22 protein-coding genes are annotated in these 19,803 nt (G+C 74.9%); 10 read left to right on the top strand and 12 right to left on the bottom strand.

The annotated features are described in order from the left end of the window. Positions 1–38 precede the first annotated feature (38 nt). From lanKC to EDD39_RS28705, 7 genes are all read left to right on the top strand, one after another. Positions 39–2,624, top strand: coding sequence for a class III lanthionine synthetase LanKC (gene lanKC / locus EDD39_RS28695; RefSeq protein ID WP_148089551.1), 2,586 nt, complete (start codon positions 39–41; stop codon positions 2,622–2,624). Between the two features lie 84 nt (positions 2,625–2,708). After that, positions 2,709–2,828, top strand: coding sequence for a class III lanthipeptide (locus EDD39_RS40420; RefSeq protein WP_193588068.1), 120 nt, complete (start codon positions 2,709–2,711; stop codon positions 2,826–2,828). Between the two features lie 75 nt (positions 2,829–2,903). Further along, the gene (locus EDD39_RS40425; RefSeq protein WP_193588067.1) at positions 2,904–3,023 is read left to right on the top strand and encodes a class III lanthipeptide; all 120 of its coding nucleotides are present in this window, start codon (positions 2,904–2,906) and stop codon (positions 3,021–3,023) included. 66 nt (positions 3,024–3,089) lie between these two features. Beyond that, a complete protein-coding gene (locus EDD39_RS40430; RefSeq protein ID WP_193588066.1) occupies positions 3,090–3,209 on the top strand; it encodes a class III lanthipeptide in 120 nt (39 codons plus the stop codon). 68 nt (positions 3,210–3,277) lie between these two features. Then, entirely contained in the window at positions 3,278–3,397 is a 120-nt protein-coding gene (locus tag EDD39_RS40435) for a class III lanthipeptide (protein WP_198545003.1), read from the top strand. 197 nt (positions 3,398–3,594) lie between these two features. Then, positions 3,595–4,506, top strand: a complete 912-nt coding sequence (locus EDD39_RS28700) for an MFS transporter (protein WP_162870239.1) — start codon at positions 3,595–3,597, stop codon at positions 4,504–4,506. Further along, the gene (locus EDD39_RS28705; protein ID WP_123561645.1) at positions 4,473–4,892 is read left to right on the top strand and encodes an MFS transporter; all 420 of its coding nucleotides are present in this window, start codon (positions 4,473–4,475) and stop codon (positions 4,890–4,892) included. The genes EDD39_RS28700 and EDD39_RS28705 overlap by 34 nt, the downstream gene beginning before the upstream one ends. A 10-nt stretch (positions 4,893–4,902) precedes the next feature. Here the strand turns inward: EDD39_RS28705 and EDD39_RS28710 are convergent, their stop codons facing one another. Then, the gene (locus EDD39_RS28710) at positions 4,903–5,352 is read right to left on the bottom strand and encodes a group III truncated hemoglobin (protein ID WP_208765677.1); all 450 of its coding nucleotides are present in this window, start codon (positions 5,350–5,352) and stop codon (positions 4,903–4,905) included. 143 nt (positions 5,353–5,495) lie between these two features. On the opposite strand from EDD39_RS28710, the gene EDD39_RS28715 reads away from it, so the two are divergent. Beyond that, complete coding sequence (locus tag EDD39_RS28715; RefSeq protein ID WP_123561648.1) at positions 5,496–6,485, top strand: aldo/keto reductase; 990 nt, start codon at positions 5,496–5,498, stop codon at positions 6,483–6,485. Positions 6,486–6,541: 56 nt separating this feature from the next. Here the strand turns inward: EDD39_RS28715 and EDD39_RS28720 are convergent, their stop codons facing one another. The 6 genes from EDD39_RS28720 to EDD39_RS28745 are packed head-to-tail and all read right to left on the bottom strand — an operon-like array spanning position 6,542 to position 12,257. Beyond that, the gene (locus EDD39_RS28720) at positions 6,542–7,612 is read right to left on the bottom strand and encodes an LLM class flavin-dependent oxidoreductase (RefSeq protein ID WP_123561650.1); all 1,071 of its coding nucleotides are present in this window, start codon (positions 7,610–7,612) and stop codon (positions 6,542–6,544) included. A 5-nt stretch (positions 7,613–7,617) separates the two neighbouring features. Continuing rightward, entirely contained in the window at positions 7,618–8,532 is a 915-nt protein-coding gene (locus EDD39_RS28725) for an ABC transporter substrate-binding protein (protein ID WP_123561652.1), read from the bottom strand. A gap of 26 nt (positions 8,533–8,558) precedes the next feature. Then, the gene (locus tag EDD39_RS28730; protein ID WP_123561654.1) at positions 8,559–9,323 is read right to left on the bottom strand and encodes an ABC transporter ATP-binding protein; all 765 of its coding nucleotides are present in this window, start codon (positions 9,321–9,323) and stop codon (positions 8,559–8,561) included. Further along, the gene (locus tag EDD39_RS28735) at positions 9,320–10,189 is read right to left on the bottom strand and encodes an ABC transporter permease (protein WP_123561656.1); all 870 of its coding nucleotides are present in this window, start codon (positions 10,187–10,189) and stop codon (positions 9,320–9,322) included. Before EDD39_RS28735 ends, EDD39_RS28730 begins: the two co-directional genes overlap by 4 nt. Next, positions 10,186–11,220, bottom strand: coding sequence for an ABC transporter substrate-binding protein (locus EDD39_RS28740; RefSeq protein WP_123561658.1), 1,035 nt, complete (start codon positions 11,218–11,220; stop codon positions 10,186–10,188). The genes EDD39_RS28735 and EDD39_RS28740 overlap by 4 nt, the downstream gene beginning before the upstream one ends. A 26-nt stretch (positions 11,221–11,246) precedes the next feature. Next, positions 11,247–12,257 (bottom strand): ABC transporter substrate-binding protein, encoded by a 1,011-nt coding sequence (locus EDD39_RS28745; protein WP_123561660.1) that lies wholly within the window; start codon positions 12,255–12,257, stop codon positions 11,247–11,249. A gap of 336 nt (positions 12,258–12,593) precedes the next feature. On the opposite strand from EDD39_RS28745, the gene EDD39_RS28750 reads away from it, so the two are divergent. Both EDD39_RS28750 and EDD39_RS28755 read left to right on the top strand, forming a co-directional pair. Then, the gene (locus EDD39_RS28750; protein WP_123561662.1) at positions 12,594–13,364 is read left to right on the top strand and encodes an IclR family transcriptional regulator; all 771 of its coding nucleotides are present in this window, start codon (positions 12,594–12,596) and stop codon (positions 13,362–13,364) included. Between the two features lie 76 nt (positions 13,365–13,440). Next, positions 13,441–13,896 carry a hypothetical protein gene (locus tag EDD39_RS28755; protein ID WP_123561664.1) on the top strand — a complete coding sequence of 152 codons (456 nt, stop codon included), beginning with the start codon at positions 13,441–13,443 and terminating at the stop codon, positions 13,894–13,896. Between the two features lie 117 nt (positions 13,897–14,013). Here the strand turns inward: EDD39_RS28755 and EDD39_RS28760 are convergent, their stop codons facing one another. The 5 genes from EDD39_RS28760 to EDD39_RS28780 form a co-directional block, all read right to left on the bottom strand. Then, the gene (locus tag EDD39_RS28760) at positions 14,014–14,679 is read right to left on the bottom strand and encodes a winged helix-turn-helix domain-containing protein (protein ID WP_123561666.1); all 666 of its coding nucleotides are present in this window, start codon (positions 14,677–14,679) and stop codon (positions 14,014–14,016) included. A 578-nt stretch (positions 14,680–15,257) separates the two neighbouring features. After that, positions 15,258–15,866 carry a GTP-binding protein gene (locus EDD39_RS28765; RefSeq protein WP_123561668.1) on the bottom strand — a complete coding sequence of 203 codons (609 nt, stop codon included), beginning with the start codon at positions 15,864–15,866 and terminating at the stop codon, positions 15,258–15,260. Then, positions 15,847–16,359: a DUF742 domain-containing protein gene (locus tag EDD39_RS28770; RefSeq protein ID WP_123563420.1), complete on the bottom strand. Its 513-nt coding sequence runs from the start codon at positions 16,357–16,359 to the stop codon at positions 15,847–15,849. The genes EDD39_RS28765 and EDD39_RS28770 overlap by 20 nt, the downstream gene beginning before the upstream one ends. A gap of 8 nt (positions 16,360–16,367) precedes the next feature. After that, entirely contained in the window at positions 16,368–16,787 is a 420-nt protein-coding gene (locus tag EDD39_RS28775; protein WP_030462671.1) for a roadblock/LC7 domain-containing protein, read from the bottom strand. After that, positions 16,784–19,444: a sensor histidine kinase gene (locus tag EDD39_RS28780; RefSeq protein WP_123561670.1), complete on the bottom strand. Its 2,661-nt coding sequence runs from the start codon at positions 19,442–19,444 to the stop codon at positions 16,784–16,786. Before EDD39_RS28780 ends, EDD39_RS28775 begins: the two co-directional genes overlap by 4 nt. Between the last annotated feature and the right edge of the window lie 359 nt (positions 19,445–19,803).

A 19,803-nucleotide genomic window follows, 5' to 3' on the forward strand; every position in this document is an offset into this window, starting at 1 on the left:
CGACCACGGAAAAACGACCACGGAAAGGGGTGGACGACGTGAAACGCAATCACCACATGTTCGCCGGGGACGATCCGCACTTCTACGACCACCCCGTGGACCGCGCCGAGAAGCGCCGGTTCGCCGCCGCCGACCGTCCCGCCCCGGCGGGCTGGCGGAGCCACCAGGACGGCTCCTGGTTCTTCCTCACCCCCGAGCGGGCCGAACTGCCCGACCAGGGCTGGAAGATCCACGTCTCCGCGGTGCCGGCCGAGGCCGCCGAGGTGATCGACCTGGTCTCGGCGTACTGCCTGGAGGCCGGGCTGCCGCACAAGTTCCTGGCCACCCCCCGCATCCACCACCTGAACAACAGCAAGTACGCCCGCCGGGGCAGCAGCGGCAAGCTGATGACGCTCTACCCGGCCGACGAGGCCCGGCTGCGCACCGTGCTGGACGGGCTCGGCCCGCTGCTGGCCGGCCGCCGCGCCCCGTACGTGCTCGGCGACCTGCGCTGGCAGGACGGCCCGCTGTACCTGCGGTACGGCGGCTTCCTGGAGCGCTGGTGCACGCCGGAGAACGGCGAGCGGGTGCTGGCGATCGCGGCCCCGGACGGCACCCTGGTGCCGGACCGCCGCGACCCGTACTTCACCCTGCCTCCCTGGCTGGAGGCGCCGGAGTGCGTCGCCGAACAGCTGCGGGCCGACGAGGCCGCGGCCGCCGGACAGCCCGGACTGCCCTACGCGATCGAACGGGCGCTGCACTTCTCCAACGGCGGCGGCGTCTACCTGGCCCGGGAACGGGACGGCGACGGCGGCGAGGGCGGGCCGGTGGTGCTGCGCGAGGCCCGGCCGCTGGCCGGGCTGGACGGGGCCGGCCGCGACGCGGTGGACCGGCTGCGCACCGAGGCCCGGGCGCTGCGGGCCCTGGCCGGGCTGGAGTTCGTGCCCCGGCTGATCGACGAGTTCACCGTCTGGGAGCACCACTACCTGGCGGAGGAGTACGTCGAGGGCGAGACGCTGCGCCAGTTCCTGGCCCGCTCCAACCCGCTGACCCGGCCCGAGCCGTCCGCCGAGGACCTGGCCCGGTACACCGCGCGGGCCCTCGACATCATCGACCAGTTGCAGCGGGCGGTCGACGGGATCCACGCCCGCGGGTACGCGTTCGGCGACCTGCACCCGGCGAACGTGCTGCTGCGCCCGGACGGGCGGATCTGCCTGGTCGACTTCGAGGTCGCGCACCGCCCCGGCCTCGACCCCGAACCGGCCGTGGCCTGCCCCGGATTCGTCGCCCCGCACGCCCTGTCCGGCTTCGCCCGGGACGACTACGCGCTGGACTGCATCCGGCTCTCGCTGTTCCTGCCGTACACCATGCTGCTCGACCTGGACCCCGACAAGGTGGACCAACTCGCCGACGCCATGGCCGAGTTCTTCCCGGTACCGGCCGCCCACACCGAACGGGTCCGGCGCGGCCTGCGCCGCCCCGGCCGCTCGGCCGACACCGGCCGGACCCCCGACGCCGGCCGAGCGGCCGAGCACCCCGGCGGGAGGCCGTTCGACCGTCCGGACGCCGAGGGGCTGCCCGGGGCGCTCACCCGGGCGATCCGCGCCGCCGCCACCCCGCAGCGCGCCGACCGCCTCTTCCCGGGCGACCCGGCCGGCCTGAACGACGGCGGCTACACCCTGGCGCACGGCGCGGCCGGCGTCCTGCACGCCCTGCACAGCACCGGGCAGGACGTCGACGAGGAGCACACCGACTGGCTGTGGCGGGCCGCCCGCCGCTCCCGCGACCGGCGGCCCGGCCTGTACGACGGCCTGCACGGCGCCGCCCTCGTCCTGCACCGGCTCGGCCGCGAACCGGAGGCGTGGGAGGTCCTCCAGCGCGCCGGCACCACCTCCCCCGGAGACCTGTCGCTGCGCAGCGGACTGGCCGGCCTCGGACTCGTCCTGCACCGGCTGCACCGCGCCACCGGCGACGGCGGCCTGCGCGACGCCCTCGACCGCGCCACCGAACGGCTGGCCGCCGCCCTCGACCCGGCGGCGCCGCCCCCGGCCGGGGCGGGCCTGCTGACCGGGCCGAGCGGGATCGCCGCGTTCTTCCTGCACCTGCACCAGGACAGCGGCGACCCGGCCCACCTCGACCTGGCCGCCCGCGCCCTGCGCGCCGACCTGGAACAGTGCCGCACCAGCGAGGAGGGCGCGGTCAACCTGCTGGACGGCACCCGGCTGCTGCCCTACCTGGGCAACGGCAGCGCGGGCACCGGCCTGGTCCTCGGCCAGTACCTGCGGCACCGGCCCGACGACGAGGAGTTCGCCCGGGCCCTGGACGGGATCCTGCTGGCCGCCCGCGCCCGGCTGGTGATCTTCGGCGGGCTGTTCCACGGCCGGGCCGGCCTGCTGGCCCTGCTCGCCGAGCACCGCAACCGGCCCGGCGCCGCCGAGCGGATCGCCCGCCAGCGCCGCCTGCTGGCCTGGCACGCCGTCCCGTACCGCGACGGCACCGCGATCGCCGGCGACCAGCTGCACCGCCTGTCCACGGACCTCGCCACCGGCGCCGCCGGCGTCCTGCTGGCCGTCCACGCCGCCGCCGGCGCACCGCTGGACCTGCCCGGCGCCACCCTGCCGGCCCTGGTGGCCGGCCGCCCCTGAGCCCGCGCCGACGCCGGGCCCCACCTGCCCCTCCCGGGCGACCGTCCGGGAGTGACCGCACCACCGGAGAGAAGGAGAACCGCCATGTCCGAGGTCCTGAAGCTGCAGAACCTGTCCGTCGCCGACACCGACGAGGGCGAGCTCAACGACTGGAGCACCGTCTCCAACCACTGCGGCAGCAAGATCGAGGAAGACGCGCTCTAAGCCCTCCCCGCCCCACTGCACCACACCACACCGCACCGCACCACCCGCATCCCGACCCCCAGAAGGAGAACCGCCATGTCCGAGGTCCTGAAGCTGCAGAACCTGTCCGTCGCCGACAGCGACGAGGGCGAGCTCAACGAGTGGAGCACCGTCTCCAACTACTGCGGCAGCAAGATCGAAGAGGACGCGCTCTAAGTCCTCCCCGTTCCACCGCTCGATCCCCTGCTCGACCAACCACCCCACACCCCGGAGGAGTTCACCATGTCCGAGATCCTGAAGCTGCAGAACCTGTCCGTCGCCGACACCGACGAGGGCGAGCTCAACGACTGGAGCACCGTCTCCAACCACTGCGGCAGCAAGATCGAAGAGGACGCGCTCTAAGTCCTCCCCGTTCCACCGCACCTGGCACCCGGCACCACCAACCACCTGACACCCCGGAGGAGTTCACCATGTCCGAGATCCTGAAGCTGCAGAACCTGTCCGTCGCCGACACCGACGAGGGCGAGCTCAACGAGTGGAGCACCGTCTCCAACTACTGCCACAGCAAGATCGAAGAGGACGCCGTCTGATCCTCGCCGGACACCGGCCCCCGGTCGCGCCCCTCACCCCCGTACGGGCGCGGCCGGCCCTCGGCCGGGGCGGCCGGTGCCCTCCCGGGTACCGGCCGCCCCGGCCGTTGCGTTCCCCCGTCCCCGCTCTCGACCCCAGCCCCCGCCCCCGCTCTCGACCCCCGCCCCCAGCCCGCTCCGGACCCGGGAGGACCGCCGTGGCAGACGCCCCGCCCACCCCGCTGTACCGCAACCCCGACTACCAGCGCCTGTGGCTGGCCCACGCGCTGTCCGCGTTCGGCTCGCAGGCGACGTACATCGCGCTGCCGCTGGTCCTGCTGGCGGCCACCCACTCGATCACCGACTTCGGGCTGGTCACCTTCGCCGAGATCGTCTCCTCGCTGTTCGCCAGCTTCCCGGCCGGGGTGCTGGTCGACCGGCTGCGCCGCCGCACCGTGCTGCTCTGCTGCGACCTGGGCCGGGCCGCGGCCTTCGCGCTGTTCGCGCTGGCGGTGCTCGCCGACCGGGTGAACCTGCCGCTCGCGGTGGGCCTCGCGGTGCTGAACAGCCTGCTCAGCGCCCCGTTCGGGCCGGCCGCCTCGGCGGCGCTGCGGCACGTGGTGCCGCGCGCCCAGCTGACCACGGCGGTGTCGATGGCGCAGGCCAGGTCGGCGGTGGCGACCCTGGTCGGGCCGATGCTGGGCGCCGCGCTGTACGCCGTCACGCCGGTGCTGCCGTTCGTGGTCGACGCCGCCTCGTTCGCCGCGTCCGCGCTGTGCGTGCTGTCCGTGCGGCTGCCGAAGGAGGCACCGGGTGCGGGGCGGCCGAAGGCCGAACGTCCGCCGTTCCTGCGGGACTTGACCACGGGGCTGGTGGAGGTGCGGCGCAGCGCGTTCCTGCGGTACACGCTGGTGAACGCGGCGCTGGTGAACTTCGTGTTCAGCGGGATCGTGGTGGTGCTGGTCGCGCAGGGCGCGCAGGCCGGGTCCGGCGGCAGCTACCACAACGGGCTGATCATCGCCATGTCCGGCGCGGGCAACCTGATCGGCGCGGTGTTCTCGGCCCGGGCCGGGCGGACCCTGGCCCGCGCACCCTGGTGCTGGCGGTCTGCTGGAGCACCGCGCTGCTGACCCCGCTGCTCGCGCTCGACCACGGGGTGCTGTTCACGGCGCTGGTGATCGGCCTGTGCGGGCTGACCTCGCCGGCCGCGAACGCGGTGATCTCCGCGGCCCGGCTGCACTCCGTCCCGGACCACCTGCTGGGCCGGGTGCAGACGGCGTGCGGGATCGCGCCCGCGCTGTTCGTCCCGTTCGGCCCGCTGGTCAGCGGCGCGCTGCTGGACCGCTTCGCGGCGTCCACCGTGCTGCTGCTGAACGCGGGCGTGCTGCTCGTCCTGGCCCTCTACAGCACCGCCAGCGGCGGCCTGCGCCGGATCCCGGACCTGCGCGGGCCCCGGGCGGCGGCCCCGGCGGCGAAGGGCCGGCCGGTGGAGCCGCGCCCGGTCGCCAACACCTGAACGGGGGCCGTCAGAGCGCGGCGCTGCCGGAGGCCAGGCGGACGGCCGAGAGCGGGACGAAACCGCCGCTGCCGCCGCCGGTGTCCGGTTCGCCGAGGCGGCGCAGCATGGTGACGGCGATCCGCTGCGCCTGGGCCTTGGCGCGTTCGGTGACCGGCCCGGCGTGCCGGCCGTCGAGGGTGGCGCGCCAGAGCTGGACCCAGCGGCCGAAGTGCGCGGCGGTGAGCGGGGCCGCGGCGTGCAGGGCGGCGTGCGGGGCGAGCGCGTTGCCCCGGTAGGAGGCGGTGCGCAGCAGGGCGCTCTCCCAGAAGTCGGTGATCCGCGGGAGGTGCGCCTCGAGGTCGAGGCGGGCGATCCCGGTGAAGTACGGGCCGATCAGCGGGTCGGCGAAGGCGGCGCGGTAGAAGAGCCGGAGGGCCTGTTCCAGGTCGGCCCGGCTGGTGATGTCCGGCAGTGCCACGGCGGTGTCCTCCTCGTGCTCCCACGCGCTGTCACGGGCGGTGGCGCTCCGCCGCGCCCGCCCGGCCAGGGTACGCCGGGGCCGGTGTCCGCGGGCAGGGCCGTTGGTCCCGCCGGAGGTCCCCACCTGGCAGGATGCTGACCATGAGCTTCCTCCCCGCGGACGACCGCTATGCCTCGATGACCTTCCGCCGCGCCGGGCGCAGCGGCGTGCAGCTGCCCGCCGTCTCGCTCGGCCTGTGGCACAACTTCGGTGACACCCAGCCGCTGGAGGTGCAGCGCGCGGTGCTGCGCCGGGCCTTCGACCGGGGGGTGACGCACTTCGACCTGGCGAACAACTACGGCCCGCCGTACGGCAGCGCGGAGCGCAACTTCGGCTACCTGTTCGCGCAGGACTTCCGCCCGTTCCGGGACGAGCTGTTCATCGCCTCGAAGGCGGGCTGGGACATGTGGCCGGGCCCGTACGGGGACGGCGGCAGCCGCAAGTACCTGCTGGCCAGCCTGGACCAGTCGCTGGAGCGGATGGGCCTGGACTACGTCGACGTCTTCTACTCGCACCGGTGGGACCCGACCACCCCGCTGGAGGAGACCATGGGGGCGCTGGACACGGCGGTGCGCTCGGGCCGGGCGCTGTACGCGGCGATCTCCAACTACCCGGCGGAGCAGCACCGGGAGGCGGTGGCGATCCTGCGCGAGCTGGGCACGCCGTGCCTGCTGAACCAGGCCAGCTACTCGATCCTGAACCGGGAGCCGGAGCAGGGCCTGCTGGACGCGGTGGGCGAGACGCAGACCGCGCTGATCGCCTACTCGCCGCTGGCGCAGGGCCTGCTGACGGACCGCTACCTGTCGGGTGACGTGCCGGCGGGTTCGCGGATGTCGGTGGGCCACTTCCTGAAGGAGGAGGCGCTGACGGGGGCGAAGCTGGACCAGCTGCGGGCGCTGGCGAAGGTCGCGGAGGGCCGCGGGCAGAGCCTGGCGCAGCTGGCGCTGTCCTGGGTACTGCGGGACGAGCGGGTGGTGTCGGTGATCATCGGCGCCTCCGGCGTGAAGCAGCTCGACCAGAACCTGGACGCGCTGGCGGCCGGTCCGCTGACCGCGGCGGAGCTGGCGGAGATCGACCGGATCAGCAAGTAGCACCCGGCGTGCGGAACGGGCGGGCGGCCGGGGAGGGTTCGGCCGCCCGCCCGGGTTCACGGGTGGAGCCCGGGCAGCACGGTCTCGGCGACCCGGTACGCCTCCTCCAGCAGCGGGTTGCCGGAGAGGATGAAGGTGTCCACGCCCAGCTCCTGGAACTCCCGCAGCCGTTCGACGACCTGTTCGGTGGAGCCGACCACGGCGGTGCCGGGGCCGGGACGGAATAGGCTCATCCCGGGCCACAGGTTGGGGTGCTCCTCCAGCTCCCGCGCGCGGGCCGGGACGCGGCCGCCGTGCTGGCGGAACTGACGCTGCCAGCCGACGCCGTCCTCCTCGGCCCGGCCGCCGAGCCGACGGGCGTAGGTGGCCTCGCTGGTGACGTCGAGCAGGCGGTCGGCGGCGGCCCAGGCCTGTTCCTCGGTGTCGCGGACGATCAGGTGCAGGCGCAGGCCGAGCCGCAGGGTGCGGCCGTGGGCGGCGGCGCGTTCGCGGACGCGCTCCAGCTTCTCCTTGAGCAGGTGCGGGGGCTCGCCCCAGGTGAGGTAGACGTCGACGTGCTCGGCGGCGACCTCGATGCCGGCCGGGGAGGAGCCGCCGAACCAGAGCGGGATGTGTCCTTCGCGCAGCGGCGGCAGGTCGCGCAGCGAGGCCCCGGCGTTCTTCAGCCGGTAGAACTCGCCCTCGTGGTCGAAGACTTCGCCGCTGGTGAGGCGCTTGACCAGGTTCCAGTACTCGGCGGACAGCCGGTAGCGGTCGTCGTGCTCGACGTGCAGGCCGTACTCGCGCAGTTGCTGCGTCGACCCGTTGACCACGTTGAAGCGGAGCCGGCCGGGGCCGTGCAGGTGCTCGAAGGAGAGTGCCATCTTGGCGAGCAGGGTGGGCGAGACGAGGCCGGGGTGGACGGCGAGCAGGGGTTGGAAGCCGGGGCCGGTGGCGGCGGCCAGCGCGGAGCCGAGCGTCCACACGTCGTACTGGTCGGTGGCGAGCAGCGCGCCGGTGTAGCCGAGCCGCTCGACGGTGGCGGCGAGGTGCTGGAGGTAGCCGAGGTCGACCGGGCGGCGGCCTTCGGGCTCCCACGGGTAGTGGCCCTCGCGGGGGATCAGGTACCAGAGGACTTCGGTGGCCATGCTGCTCAGACCTCCCGGACGGCGGCGGCGCGGGAGATGGCGGCGGCGACGGGCTGCTCCAGTTCGGGCAGGTGGATGTCGGCGACGGTGACGGCCCGGTCGATGAAGCCGACCCGGTGGAAGATGTCGGCGGCCTCCTGCTGTTCGGCGGCGAACTCGGCGGTGGCGGGCTCCAGTTGCCAGGGCAGGGCGGCGAGCGCGGTGTGCCAGTCGGCGGCCTCGCCGCCCTGGTCCTCGGCGGCGATGGCGGCGGCCTCGGCGGGGTGGGCGGCGGCCCAGTGGTCGGCCCGCTGCAGGGCGGTGACGATGGCGGCGACCACTTCGGGGCGCCGGACGGCGAGTTCGCGGCGGGCGAAGAACACCGAGCGGTCGGTGATGACGTCGCCGGTGCGGACCAGTTCGCGGAAGTCCCCGGTGCGGCGGGCGGCGGCGAGTTCGGCGCCCTGGGCGATCCAGCCGGCGATGGCGCCGCTGCGCAGCCGCTCGGCCTCGTCCCCGGCGGGGCGCTCGGCGCTGATGTCGTCGCGGTAGGAGAGCCCGTGCCGGTCGAGGGCCTTGGCCAGCAGGTGGGTCTGCCAGGAGCCGATGCCGAGCACCACGGTGGCGCCCTTGAGGTCGGCGATCGAGCGCACCGGCCCGTCGGCGGCGACCAGCAGCGCCCCGTGGTCGGGGCGGGGCGCGGAGACGGCGGTGTAGACGATGTCGTGCCCGGCGGCCTGGGCGGTGATCGGCGGGGTGGAGCCGGTGCCGCCGAAGTCGATGGTGCCGTCGGCCAGGTAGGGGCCGGTCCTGGTGCCGTCCGTGTAGTGGTGGAACTCGGCGCTCTCGCCGAGCGGGGCCAACTCCTGCTGCAGGTAGTCGAGTCGGGCCAGGTGGTAGAGGGAGGGGTTGGAGCGGTGCACACCGACGGTGACGGTCATGGCGGTCTCTTTCCTTGCAGGGGTGGCTAGTTGACGTGCTGTGGTGCGGAGTCCCGGTGCACGCCGAGGTCGGCGAGCAGGCGGCGGCGCAGCGCGGCGAAGTCGGGGTCGGCCGGGTCGCGGGGGCGTTCGACGGTGACGGTCTCGTCGCGGACGAGTGCGCCGTCGCGCAGGACGGCCACCCGGTCGGCGAGCCGGATCGCCTCGTCCACGTCGTGGGTGACCAGCAGGACGGCGGGCCGGTGCTTGCGGCACAGTTCGCCGACCAGGTCCTGCATGCGCAGCCGGGTGAGGGCGTCCAGGGCGGCGAACGGCTCGTCCAGCAACAGGAGTTCGGGCTCCCGGACGAGGGCGCGGGCGAGGGCGGCGCGCTGGGCCTCGCCGCCGGAGAGGGTGCCGGGCCAGGCGTCGGCGTGGTCGGCGAGGCCGACCTCGGCGAGCGCCCGGCGGCCGGTGTCCCGGGTGGCGGCGCCGCGCGGCAGGCCGACGGTGACGTTGGCCAGGACGCGCTTGGACGGGATCAGCCGGGGTTCCTGGAAGACCACGGTGCGCGAGGGCGGGACGAGCACGGTGCCCTCGTCGGCCCGGTCGAGCGCGCCGAGGATCCGCAGCAGGGTGGTCTTGCCGGTGCCGGAGGCGCCGAGCAGGGCGAGGAACTCGCCGCGGGCGATGTCCAGGTCGATGCCGTCCAGGACGGCCCGGCTGCCGAACACCCGGCGCAGGCCGCGGAGGTGGACGGCGGGGGCGGTGGTCGCGGTCGTGGTGGTCGTGGTGGTCGTGGTGGTGCTCATCGTCCGGCCCCCGCTCGCCCGCCGGCGGACCGCCAGGGCATCAGGACCCGTTCCAGGACGCGCACCGCGCCGTCGGCGGCCAGGCCGAGCAGGCCGTAGATCAGGATGCAGACGGCGAGCACGTCGGTGCGGGAGAAGTTCTGCGCCTGGGCCATCAGGTAGCCGATCCCCTCGGTGGAGTTGATCTCCTCGGCGGCGATCAGCGCGATCACGCTGAGCGTCATCGATAGCCGCAGCCCGGACAGCAGGGCGGGCAGCGCGCCGGGCAGCACCACCTCGCGGACGATCGCCCAGCGGGAGAGGCCGAAGCTGCGCATCGCCTCGACGAGTTTGCGGTCGGTGTTGCGGACGCCGCCGGAGGCGGAGACGTACATCGGGAAGGAGGTGGCCACGCCGATCAGCGCGATCTTCGCGGTCTCGGTGATGCCGAACCAGACCATGAACAGCGGCACCAGCGCCAGGAACGGCACGGTGCGCAGCACTTGGACCGCCGAGTCGAGCAGCTCCTCGCCGAGCCGGAAGAAGCCGGTGACCACGCCGAGCACCAGGCCGGCCCCGGCGCCGAACAACAGGCCGAGGGCGGCCCGGGCGAGCGAGGTGGAGAGCGCGTCGGCGAGCTGCCCGTTGCCCCACAACTCCCCTACGGCTTGCAGGACCTGGCCGGGCGAGGCGAGCACGTCGGGGGTGAGCGCGCCGGTCGCGGAGGAGATCTGCCAGGCGGCGATCAGCGCGAGCGGGCCCAGGGCGCGCAGGGCGAGCGAGACGCCGCGCGGCCGGGCGGTGGCGGCACGGGCCCGGGGGGCGACCAGCCCGGCCGCCCGGGCCTGCTCGGTGCCGGTGGCGGCGCTGGTGGTGGCGGTGCTCACTTTCCGTCCCCGGGGAGGGAGTTGACGTCGAGCAGGTAGGGCTTGACGTCGACCAGGGTCTTGGTGACGCCCTGGTCGGCGTAGAACTTGGCGACCACGGCGAACCGGGCGGCGTCGGCGTCGGTGATCGGCGAGTCCACGGCGCGCTGCTTGCCGAAGTCGACGGCGACCGCCTGCTCGGCGGGGGTGACGGCGGTCGGGCCGGCGTCGGTGAACACGTTGAGGTAGGCGGCCGGGTCGGCCTTCTCCTTGGCGCCGTTCTCGTGCAGGTAGCCGTAGAACGCCCCGACCACCTCGGGGTGCTTCTCGGCGAAGGCCGAACGGACCGCCCACACCGCGTAGTTGTCGCTGCCGACGGCCTTGCCGTCGGCCAGGAAGTGCGCGCCCGCGTTGGCGATGGCGGGGATCGAGAAGGTGCCCCAGGTCGCCCAGGCGTCGACCTGGCCGGAGTTGAAGACGCCGGAGGTCTGGTCGGCCCGCAGGTAGACCCGCTGCACCCGGTCGGCCGGGATGCCGTTCTTCTCCAGGGCCTTGAGCAGCAGGTACTCGGAGGTGCCGCCCTGCGAGACGGCGACCTTCTTCCCGACCAGGTCCTTGATCTCCTTGATCGGCGAGCCGTTCTTCACCAGGATGCCTTCGCCCGCCTGGTCCGGTTCGGTCTGCGCGAACAGCTTGAACCCGGGCTTCTGGGCGAGCGCGGCGACCGCCGAGGTGATCGAGCCCTGGGCGACGTCCAGTTGGTCGGCGTTCAGCGCCTGCGCGGCGGGGGCGAACGGTCCGGCGCTGCCCGTCCACACCACCTTGGCGTGCGCGGCGGCCAGCGCCGCGTCCAGCGAGCCGTCCTTCTTGCCCTTGGCCAGGAAGCCGGAGTTCCCGGGGTCGGGCACCCGCAGCACCACCTCGGCGCCGCCCTTGCCGTCGGCGGGGGCCGCGGTGTCCTGCGCGGAGGAGCAGGCGGTCAGGGCGAGCGCGGCGACGGCGGTCAGCGCGGTGGCGGCGAGCGGGGAGCGGCGGCGGGCGGGGGTGCGCATGGGGTTCTCCAACGGAAGGGGGGTCGTCAGGGGCGGGCGGCGAGCAGGGCGCGGGCGGCGGCCAGCGGGGCGGGGTCGGCCCAGGCGTGGACGTCGACCCGGTCGGCGAGGAAGCCCCGGGCGTGCAGGAACTCCTCCTGCTGCGCGAGGAGTTCGAGGCGGTCGGCGGACAGGTCGGGGTGCAGGGTGCGGTGGCTGCCCACCGCGTACGCGCCGGCGACGCCCTCCGGTCCGGCCCCGGTCTCGGCGCCGAGGATCCGGGCCACCTCCGCGGGCCGGTCGGCGGCCCAGTCGGCGGCCCGCAGCAGCACGGCGAGGAACCGGGCCACCAACTCGGGGTGCTCGTCCAGCAGTTGCTGGTGGACGGTGATCGGGCGCGGGGTCCCGTTGTTGACCCGGTGGCGGCGGTCCGGCAGCGCGTCCAACTCGACGGCGGGGACGGCCCCGTGGCGGCGGGCGGCCTCCACGGCGAGCGCGCCCTTCACGTACACGGCGTCCACCCGGCCGTCGGCCAGCGCGGCCAGCTCGGCCTCCCACTGGCCGCCGCTCCGTCCGGCCTCGACGTCCACCCACTCGGCGTCCGCCGGGGCGAGTCCGGCCGAGGCCAGCGCGCCGTGGTGCCCGGCCAGCGCCATCGCCCGCCAGAAGTCGATGGCGATCGGGTGCCGGGGCACCGCGAGCCGCCGGCCGCGCAGCTGCCCGGCGGAGGTGATGCCGCTGCCCTCCCGGACCAGGACGGCCTGCCGCTCCTCGATCCAGGTCAGGCCGATCAGCCTGGTCCGCTCGCCGCGCGAACGCGTCCACAGCGCCGGGACGTTGCCGCCCTCCCGGAACAGCCCGGTCAGCGCGTGGGTGTAGTGGTGGTCGGCGGCGACCTCCGGCGGGACGTCCTGCAGCGAGCGCACCGCGATGCCCTCGGCCGCGAACTCCCGGCCCAGCCAGCCGCGGTCGGCGGCGATGCCGGTGGCGGTCGGCACGGGGCAGCGGGTGAACCACAGGGTGTCGGGGTACGGCGGCGCGGCGGGGGGCGTGCTCATGGCGGGGCTCCGGAGATCGGCAGGAGGCGCGCGGGCGTCGTTCCACATGGCGGGAACGGCCGGGCGGGGGAAGGGGGTTCGGGGAGCGGTCAGTGACAACAGGAGGAGTGGCACCGGTGCGGCTTCACGGTGGACCCCCTCCTGCTCGAACCGGCTGACGGACCGAGCGTTCCACCCGTCCGGGGGCGGAATCAAGCCTTGCCAGATGATGGGACCAGCTGTTCACGGCAGGCCGGACAGCCGCAACACCGCCGACACACTGCCGTCGCGATCACTCCCATATCCTGGAAGCGGCACGGGAGTTGCCCGTCCACGAGCCGACCCGGAAGAGGTGCGATGCCCGGCCCCGGAACCCTCTCCGCCCCGCCGGCCGGCGCCCAGGCGGTCCACCGGGCGCTCGGCCTGCTGCACTGCTTCCACGACAACGGGCCCGACCTCAGCGCCTCCGAACTCGCCCGCCGCACCGGCCTGTCCGTCTCCACCGCGCACCGCCTGGCCCGCACCCTGGTCGCCACCGGCTTCCTCGACCAGGACGAGCACACCGCCCGCTACCGGCTCGGCCCGGCCGTCGCCGAACTCGGCCAACTCACCTTCCACCAGCGCGGACTGCACCTGGCCGGCCCCGAACTCGACCTGCTCGCCCGGCGCACCGGCGCCACCGCCGACCTCGCCATCCGCTCCGGCCCGCACGCCGTCATCCTGGTCGGCGGCTCCGTCCTGCCCTCCACCGGCCTCGGCCTGCGCCGCCCGCTGCACTCCACCGCCCTCGGCAAGGTGCTGCTCGCCTGGCCCTCCCCCACCGAGACCCCGCTGCGCGGCCCGCTCCCCGCCTACACCCCGCACACCCTCACCGACCCCGCCGCCCTCGACGCCGAACTCGCCCGCACCCGCGACCGCGGCTACGCCCTCAACGACGGCGAATCCGCCCCCGGCATCCGCACCCTCGCCGTCCCCGTCCTCGACCGCACCCCCACCGCCCGCTTCGCCCTCGCCGTCCGCTCCACCCCCACCCACCTCACCCCCGAAACCCTCCCCCGCACCCTCACCCACGCCCACACCTGCGCGGCAGCCCTCGCGGTCCTGCTGCTGCCGCCGGACCAGCGCTAGCTCCTCCCGAGCACCGGGACCTGCGGAGGGCGTTTGCCGCGGTCGGTGCGGTGGGGCGGACACCAGGAGAAGAACCGTGCCCGTACGTCCCGCCGCCGCCCTCGCCGCAGCGACAGCCGTCCTCGCCCTCGCGGGCTGCACCGGCACCGACCGCGCAGCCGCGGGTGCTGCTTCGCCGGAGCAGCCGGGCCCCGCGTGCAGCGCGGCGCCGAGTCCCTCCGAGAGCTGGCTGGGCGGCTGGCGCAAGTCGCTGCCGGACGAGGTCCGTTGCCTGCCGCACGTCTCCTCCGGCTACTACATGCGCCAGCCGTCCGGTTCGGACGAGGTGGAGGGCGAGGGGAACGTCGTGATGGTCACCGTCGAACCCGGCACCGCCCGCGAACAGACCCTGGCCCTGTGCCGGCGCATCACCGAGCTCGGCTACGGCATCGACGGCCCCAACGAGGTCGTCTTTCTCTCGGTCGGCAACGGGGAGGAGACCGGCTCGTACTTCTCGATGCCCGGCCAGGAGACCTGCCTCATGCGCCTCTGACCACCGAGGACGTCCCCGGCACCCGAGGGGCCGGGCTTCGCCGCGCCGGCGTCCGGGCGGCGAGGGGCCCCGCCTGCACGAGCGGAAGCAGGCGGGGCCCCGTGCTGTCCGGGCCGGTTACGCGGCGGGCGCGTACTTGTAGCCGACGCGGCGGACGGTGACGATGGTGTCGCGGTGGGCCGCGCCGAGCTTGCGGCGCAGGCGGGCGACGTGGACGTCGACGGTGCGGCCGTCGCCGACGTGGCCGTAGCCCCAGACGGTGTGGACGAGTTGGTCGCGGGTGTGGACGCGGTGGGGGTGCTCGGTGAGGTGGGCGAGGAGTTCGAACTCGAGGTAGGTGAGGTCGAGCAGCGAGCCGTCGACGTAGGCGTTGCGGCGGTCCAGGTCGACGGAGATGCCGTTGTCCGCGGGGCGGGTGAACGGCCGGGCGGCCGGGGTCTCGGCGGGGGCGGGGGCGGCGGTGCCCCGGCCTTCGGCGGGCACCAGGACCAGGTAGCCGACCAGCGGGGAGTCGGCCGCGCCGAGCTGCGCCAGCAGCCCCTGCGGGAGGACGGACTGCGGGAGGGCGGCGACCACGGCCGCGCCGTCCTGGAGTCCGGCCAGCAGGCTCTCGGGGGTGGGTGCGGCGGGTGCGGCGACCGGCCGCGGCGGGACGGCGGTCCGCCGGTGCTCGGTGAGCGGGGCGGGTCCGCCGGCGGGGGCGAGGTTGGGCAGGGCGCGGACCGCGCGCAGGTGCGGGGTCGAGGTGGCAGCGGCGGTGGCGGTGGCGGTGGCGTACGGCATGGTGAGGGCTCTTTCGCGCGTGACGGGCGGTGGGTGGTCGTCGTCTGCGCTTCCGGCGCACGGGGGGTGACGGTGAGTCAGGTCCGGGGCCGGGAGGCGCGGGGCGCGCGCCGACAGGTCTGGTCGAAGTGGTGGTTCCGGCGCGAGGGCCAGAACGGTTCGAGGAGGGTGCGAGGCTGCACGGTTGCTCTCCGGAGCGCGGCGGGGTCGACGGGGACGCGCGGAACCGCCACCGCCCGGCGAGGCGGCGGGGGGTGGCGGTGCGTCAGCGACAGCAGGCGCTGTAGATCCGGCCGTGGTCGATGTACCGGCGGACGGTGAGCACGGGGAGGGCGGGGAGCACGGCGAGGCGGACCGGGACGGTCATGACGCTGCTCCTCCCCCGGAGTGTGTCGGGAGCCCGCGGCCAACGGCGGGCACGGGTACGAGACTTCCACGCCCGGCGCCCGGAAGGCAACCCACTGCACCGCCCCATCCGCGGGGCGAGACGGAAACCGTCCGCCATCCGGACAGCACCGCTGCGACCTGCACGGATCCGAAAAAGATCGGAGGCAGAACTACCTCGGGCGGGAGCCGCGCTACAGCTGGATCCCGGCCCGGACCGCCGCGTGCTCGACCAGCCGGATCAGCAGTTCCTTGCCGTCCTCGCGCCGCCGGGCGTCGCACAGCAGCACCGGCACCCCGGCCGGCAGGTCGAGCGCGGCCCGGACGTCGTCGGGGGCGTACACCTCGGTGCCCTCGAAGCAGTTGACGGCGACCACGAACGGGATGCCGCGCTGCTCGAAGTAGTCGACCGAGGGGAAGGAGTCGGCCAGGCGCCGGGTGTCGGCGAGGACCACCGCGCCGAGGGTGCCGCGGGCGAGTTCGTCCCAGACGAACCAGAACCGGTCCTGCCCGGGGGTGCCGAACAGGTAGAGGGCGAGGCCGGGTCTGAGGTCGATCCGGCCGAAGTCCATGGCGACGGTGGTGGTGCGCTTGGCCTCCACCCCGGCGGTGTCGTCGACCGGCCGGCCGACCTCGCTGAGCAGTTCCTCGGTGCGCAGCGGGCGGATCTCGCTGACCGCGCCGACCAGGGTGGTCTTGCCCGCGCCGAAGCCGCCGGCGATCAGGATCTTGACCGCGCTGGCGCCCCAGGGGGCCTTGCGGGCGGCGGGGGTGGACGGGGCGTCAGAGTGCACGGAGGCCATTGATCACGTCTCGCAGCAGGCGCTCGTCCGGTTGCTGGGCGAGCTGGAAGGGTCGGGTGACGCTGATCAGCTCGGCGTCGTGGAGGTCGCCGAGCAGGACCCGGACCACGCTCACCGGCAGGTCGGTGTAGGACCCCAGCTCGGCGACGCTGAGCGGCTCGTCGCGGCAGAGTTCGAGGATCGCGTGGTGTTCCGGGTCGAGCGCGGGGTCGGTGCGGGGGCCGCCGGGGCCGGGCAGGGCCGGCACCGCGGCGGTGACGAGCGAGATCAGGTCGAACAGGCCGTCGTCGACCGGGCGGGCGCGTCCTCTGGTCATCGAGAACAGCCGGACCACCGGTCCGGCCTCGTCGTCGAACCAGCGGTCGTCCACCGGGGTGCGGGGGGCGAACAGGTCGACCGGCTGTTCGCCGGCCGGCCCCTGGTCCGCGGTCGCCCCGCTGAGGTCGGCCGGGGCGGGGGCCCCGGTCGGCTCGGTCGGCTCGGGCTCGCTCATCGGATCGGTCATCTCCCGGGCAGCGTGGTATCGGTCCTCGGTTCGGCGGCGAGGTGCTCGCCGACGCGCTTGACCAACAGTGCCATCTCGTAGGCGATCTGGCCCACATCGGATTCGGCGTCGCTGAGCACGGCCAGGCAGCTGCCGTCGCCGGCCGCGGTGATGAACAGGAAGGCGTCGTCCAGTTCGACCATGGTCTGCCGGACGCCGCCGACCCGGAAGTGCCGGCCGGCGCCCTTGGCGAGGCTGTGGAAGCCCGCGGCGACCGCGGCGAGGTGCTCGGCGTCCTCCCGGTCCAGGCCGCTGGAGACGCCGGTGGCCAGGCCGTCGCTGGAGAGGATCACCGCATGCCGAAGGGTCGCCACCCGGCCGACCAGGTCGTTGAGGAGCCAGTCGAGGTCCCCGGACGGCGGTGTTGTTGCGGTCATGATTCGGTTCCTTCTGCTGGTGCGGGCGGTGCGGTCGGCGTCGGGTGCGCCGGTGGGACGGAGCGGGCGGGGGGCAGCGCGTGCGGCACCGGCGCGGAGGGCAGCGCGACCCGCAGTCTGGGCGGCTGGCCGGGGGCCGGCGCCCGTACCGGGGTGGGCCGTTCGGGGGCGCCCGGGCTGTCGGCGGGCTCCGGGTCGGAGCGCACCACGGTGAGCGAGGCGGGCTGCAGCCGGTCGCCGCGGCCGCGGGCGAAGCCGCGCTGGAAGGAGGCGAACGCGGAGCGGGCCTCCTCGGGGTCGCGCTCGCGGGCGGGTTCGGCGGCCTCCGGTCCGGCGCCGGCCCGCAGTTGCGGGGCCAGGTTGGCCTGCCGGACCCGCTTGGGCAGCAGGCCGCCGGCCACCGGGGTGAGCGCGGGGCCCGCGGCGGGCCCGGCAGGCGCCGCGGCGGACCCGGCGGGCAGCGCGGGCCGTCCGCCGTCCTCCTCGCCGGGGCGGCGGTGGCGCCCGGTGCCCTCGGCGGCGGCCTGCTCGGCCGCGGCCGCGGTGGCGGTGCGGCGGCGGGGCAGCCCGCCGGGGGTGTTGGACGGTTCGGCGGCGGACGGCCGGGGCCCGCCGAGCACGGCGGCCGGGGCGGCGGGCGCGGCGTGCGCGCCCTGGCCGCGGACGGCCGGCCCGGCGGTGGCGGGCGCGGGCGGACGGCGGTGGGTGCCGGTGTCCTCGCCGCTCTGCCGGGGGGCGTCGGGGGCGGTCTCGACGGTCTCGGCGAGCAGTTCGCGCGGGACCAGCACGACCGCGGAGGTGCCGCCGTAGGGGCTGGGCCGCAGGTGCACCCGGATGCCGTGCCGGCGGGCCAGCCGGGAGACCACGAACAGGCCGAGCCGGTCGGTGTCGGCGAGGTCGAACTCCTGCTCCACGGCGAGGCGCTGGTTGATCTCCTCCAGGTGCTGCTCGCTCAGGCCGAGGCCGCGGTCGTCGATCTCCAGGCAGAAGCCGTGCGCGACCACCTCGCCCTGGACGGTGACCTGGGTCTGCGGCGGGGAGAACACGGTGGCGTTCTCGACGAGTTCGGCGACCAGGTGGGTGACGTCGGCGACGGCGGAGCCGAGCAGGCCGGTGCCGGGGAACGGGCGGACCTGGACCCGGGCGTAGTCCTCGACCTCGCCGACGGCGGCGCGCACCACGTCGACCATCCGGACCGGCTTGCGCCAGGCGCGGCCGGGCGAGCCGCCGGAGAGGATGATCAGGCCCTCGGCGTGCCGGCGCATGCGGGTGGTGAGGTGGTCGAGCCGGAACAGGTCCTCGAGTTCGCGGGGGTTCTCGGTGCGGCGCTCCATGGTGTCGAGCAGGGTGAGCTGGCGGTGCAGCAGCACCTGGGAGCGGCGGGCCAGGTTGACGAAGACGGCGGAGACGCCGCGGCGCAGTTCGGCCTGTTCGACGGCGGCCTCGACGGCGACCCGCTGGACTTCGTTGAAGGCCCGGCCGACCTGGCCGATCTCGCCGGTGCCGAACTCGAGTTGGGGCACTTCGGCGACCACGTCGACGGCGTCGCCGCGGCGCAGCCGGAGCATCACCGAGGGCAGCCGGGTGGCGGACAGGTCGGCGGCGGCGTTGCGCAGGCCGACGAGTTCGCGCACCAGGCGGCGGCCGGTGCGGTAGGAGATGACGAGGGACAGCACGACCGCGGCGAGGCCGATCAGGCCGGCCGTGCCGCCGCGCACCAGCGCCCGGATCGCGCTGTCGCGGGCCTGGGTGCCGAGGTCGGCGGCGAGCCGGGCGTTGATCGCGTCGATGTCGGTGAGGACGGCGGTCGCGGTCTCGTCCCAGTAGTCGACGGAGCCGCCGCGCACTTCCAGGGCGCGGTCGGCGGCCTTGTCGAAGCCGGTCTCGGCGGCGGTGAGCAGGCTCCAGTTCTGGCCCAGGCGCAGCGCGTTGTAGGACTGCCGGTCCTGGGTGTCGAGTTCGGCGATGTAGATCCGGAACAGGGCCTGCTGGGCGTTCGTGGCGTCGAGCGCGACCTGCTGCTTGCGGGGGTCGGAGGCGGCGGCCGCGCTGCCGGCCCGCAGGGCGCGCATCGCGGCGCTCTCCTGGGAGAGGTACTCGCCGGCCCGGGAGAGCTCGACCAGGATGGTGCCCTGGCGGGGCAGCGAGCCGGTCTGCTTGGCGATGAAGGAGGAGCGGAACGCGAACACCGGGGTGATCAGGTCGCTGTAGTCGCGCAGGGCGCCGTCCCAGCTCTGCTTGTACTGGCCGATCTGGCTGCGGATGGCGCCGAGTTGGTCGGCGACCGAGAGCACGTCCTGGTAGCGGGCGCGCTGGTCGGCGTCGAGCTTGCCGGCGTCGTGGCTGCTGCCCTGGTAGCGCAGCAGCTGCAGGTCGCGGTCGGTGGTGGTGCGGGCCTTGTCGTAGGCGGCGGCGTAGTCGGCGTTGCCGGGGGCGGCCAGCCGCAGGACGGCGGCGGAGCGTTCCTGCTGGAGGTCGTAGGCGTACTGGTCGGCGGGGTCGCCGAAGGCGGTGTAGGTGGAGCCGAGGTCGAGCTGGTTCCACACGTCGCCGGTGGTGACGAGGGTGGCGTACACCCACAGGCCGCTGAGCGCCGCGAGGGGCACCAGGAGCAGCGCGACGATCCTCGCGCGGATCGAGCTGCGGCGCAGGCGCATACGGGTCCTTAGTGGTCCTCGGGCGGGAAGGTCGTGGGACGCGGGTGGGCGCGGCCGGGCGCGCGCGGGCAGGGGCGGGTACCGGAGGGTTCGAGAGCCGCGAGCCTACTACTTCCTGACCATCCGTTCGTAGGGTGGAAGTGCATCGTGATCGGCTGTTGTCCGGATCGTCCTTTAATTTCCCCGCCGGGTCCTGGCATGGCCCCGACCTGCGGGCCTTCCTCCGGTGCGGGGTGTTGCCGGTCGGTGACTCTGGGCAGCGCCGCGCCGATCGGGTAGCTTCGCCGGTACCGCGGTCCGGCCGCCGGCCGGCCGTGCGGGCCGACCCGGCGGGCAGGGTCCGGACCGGCGGACCGGGG

The organism is Kitasatospora cineracea, assembly GCF_003751605.1.
Lineage (GTDB): Bacteria > Actinomycetota > Actinomycetes > Streptomycetales > Streptomycetaceae > Kitasatospora > Kitasatospora cineracea.

Coding starts and splice junctions, on each gene's coding strand:
- EDD39_RS40420 (WP_193588068.1), top strand. CDS start 2,709: ATGTCCGAGGTCCTGAAGCTGCAGAACCTGTCCGTCGCCGACACCGAC.
- EDD39_RS40425 (WP_193588067.1), top strand. CDS start 2,904: ATGTCCGAGGTCCTGAAGCTGCAGAACCTGTCCGTCGCCGACAGCGAC.
- EDD39_RS40430 (WP_193588066.1), top strand. CDS start 3,090: ATGTCCGAGATCCTGAAGCTGCAGAACCTGTCCGTCGCCGACACCGAC.
- EDD39_RS40435 (WP_198545003.1), top strand. CDS start 3,278: ATGTCCGAGATCCTGAAGCTGCAGAACCTGTCCGTCGCCGACACCGAC.
- EDD39_RS28715 (WP_123561648.1), top strand. CDS start 5,496: ATGAGCTTCCTCCCCGCGGACGACCGCTATGCCTCGATGACCTTCCGC.
- EDD39_RS28720 (WP_123561650.1), bottom strand. CDS start 7,612: ATGGCCACCGAAGTCCTCTGGTACCTGATCCCCCGCGAGGGCCACTAC.
- EDD39_RS28725 (WP_123561652.1), bottom strand. CDS start 8,532: ATGACCGTCACCGTCGGTGTGCACCGCTCCAACCCCTCCCTCTACCAC.
- EDD39_RS28730 (WP_123561654.1), bottom strand. CDS start 9,323: ATGAGCACCACCACGACCACCACGACCACCACGACCGCGACCACCGCC.
- EDD39_RS28740 (WP_123561658.1), bottom strand. CDS start 11,220: ATGCGCACCCCCGCCCGCCGCCGCTCCCCGCTCGCCGCCACCGCGCTG.
- EDD39_RS28745 (WP_123561660.1), bottom strand. CDS start 12,257: ATGAGCACGCCCCCCGCCGCGCCGCCGTACCCCGACACCCTGTGGTTC.
- EDD39_RS28750 (WP_123561662.1), top strand. CDS start 12,594: ATGCCCGGCCCCGGAACCCTCTCCGCCCCGCCGGCCGGCGCCCAGGCG.
- EDD39_RS28760 (WP_123561666.1), bottom strand. CDS start 14,679: ATGCCGTACGCCACCGCCACCGCCACCGCCGCTGCCACCTCGACCCCG.
- EDD39_RS28765 (WP_123561668.1), bottom strand. CDS start 15,866: ATGGCCTCCGTGCACTCTGACGCCCCGTCCACCCCCGCCGCCCGCAAG.
- EDD39_RS28770 (WP_123563420.1), bottom strand. CDS start 16,359: ATGAGCGAGCCCGAGCCGACCGAGCCGACCGGGGCCCCCGCCCCGGCC.
- EDD39_RS28775 (WP_030462671.1), bottom strand. CDS start 16,787: ATGACCGCAACAACACCGCCGTCCGGGGACCTCGACTGGCTCCTCAAC.
- EDD39_RS28780 (WP_123561670.1), bottom strand. CDS start 19,444: ATGCGCCTGCGCCGCAGCTCGATCCGCGCGAGGATCGTCGCGCTGCTC.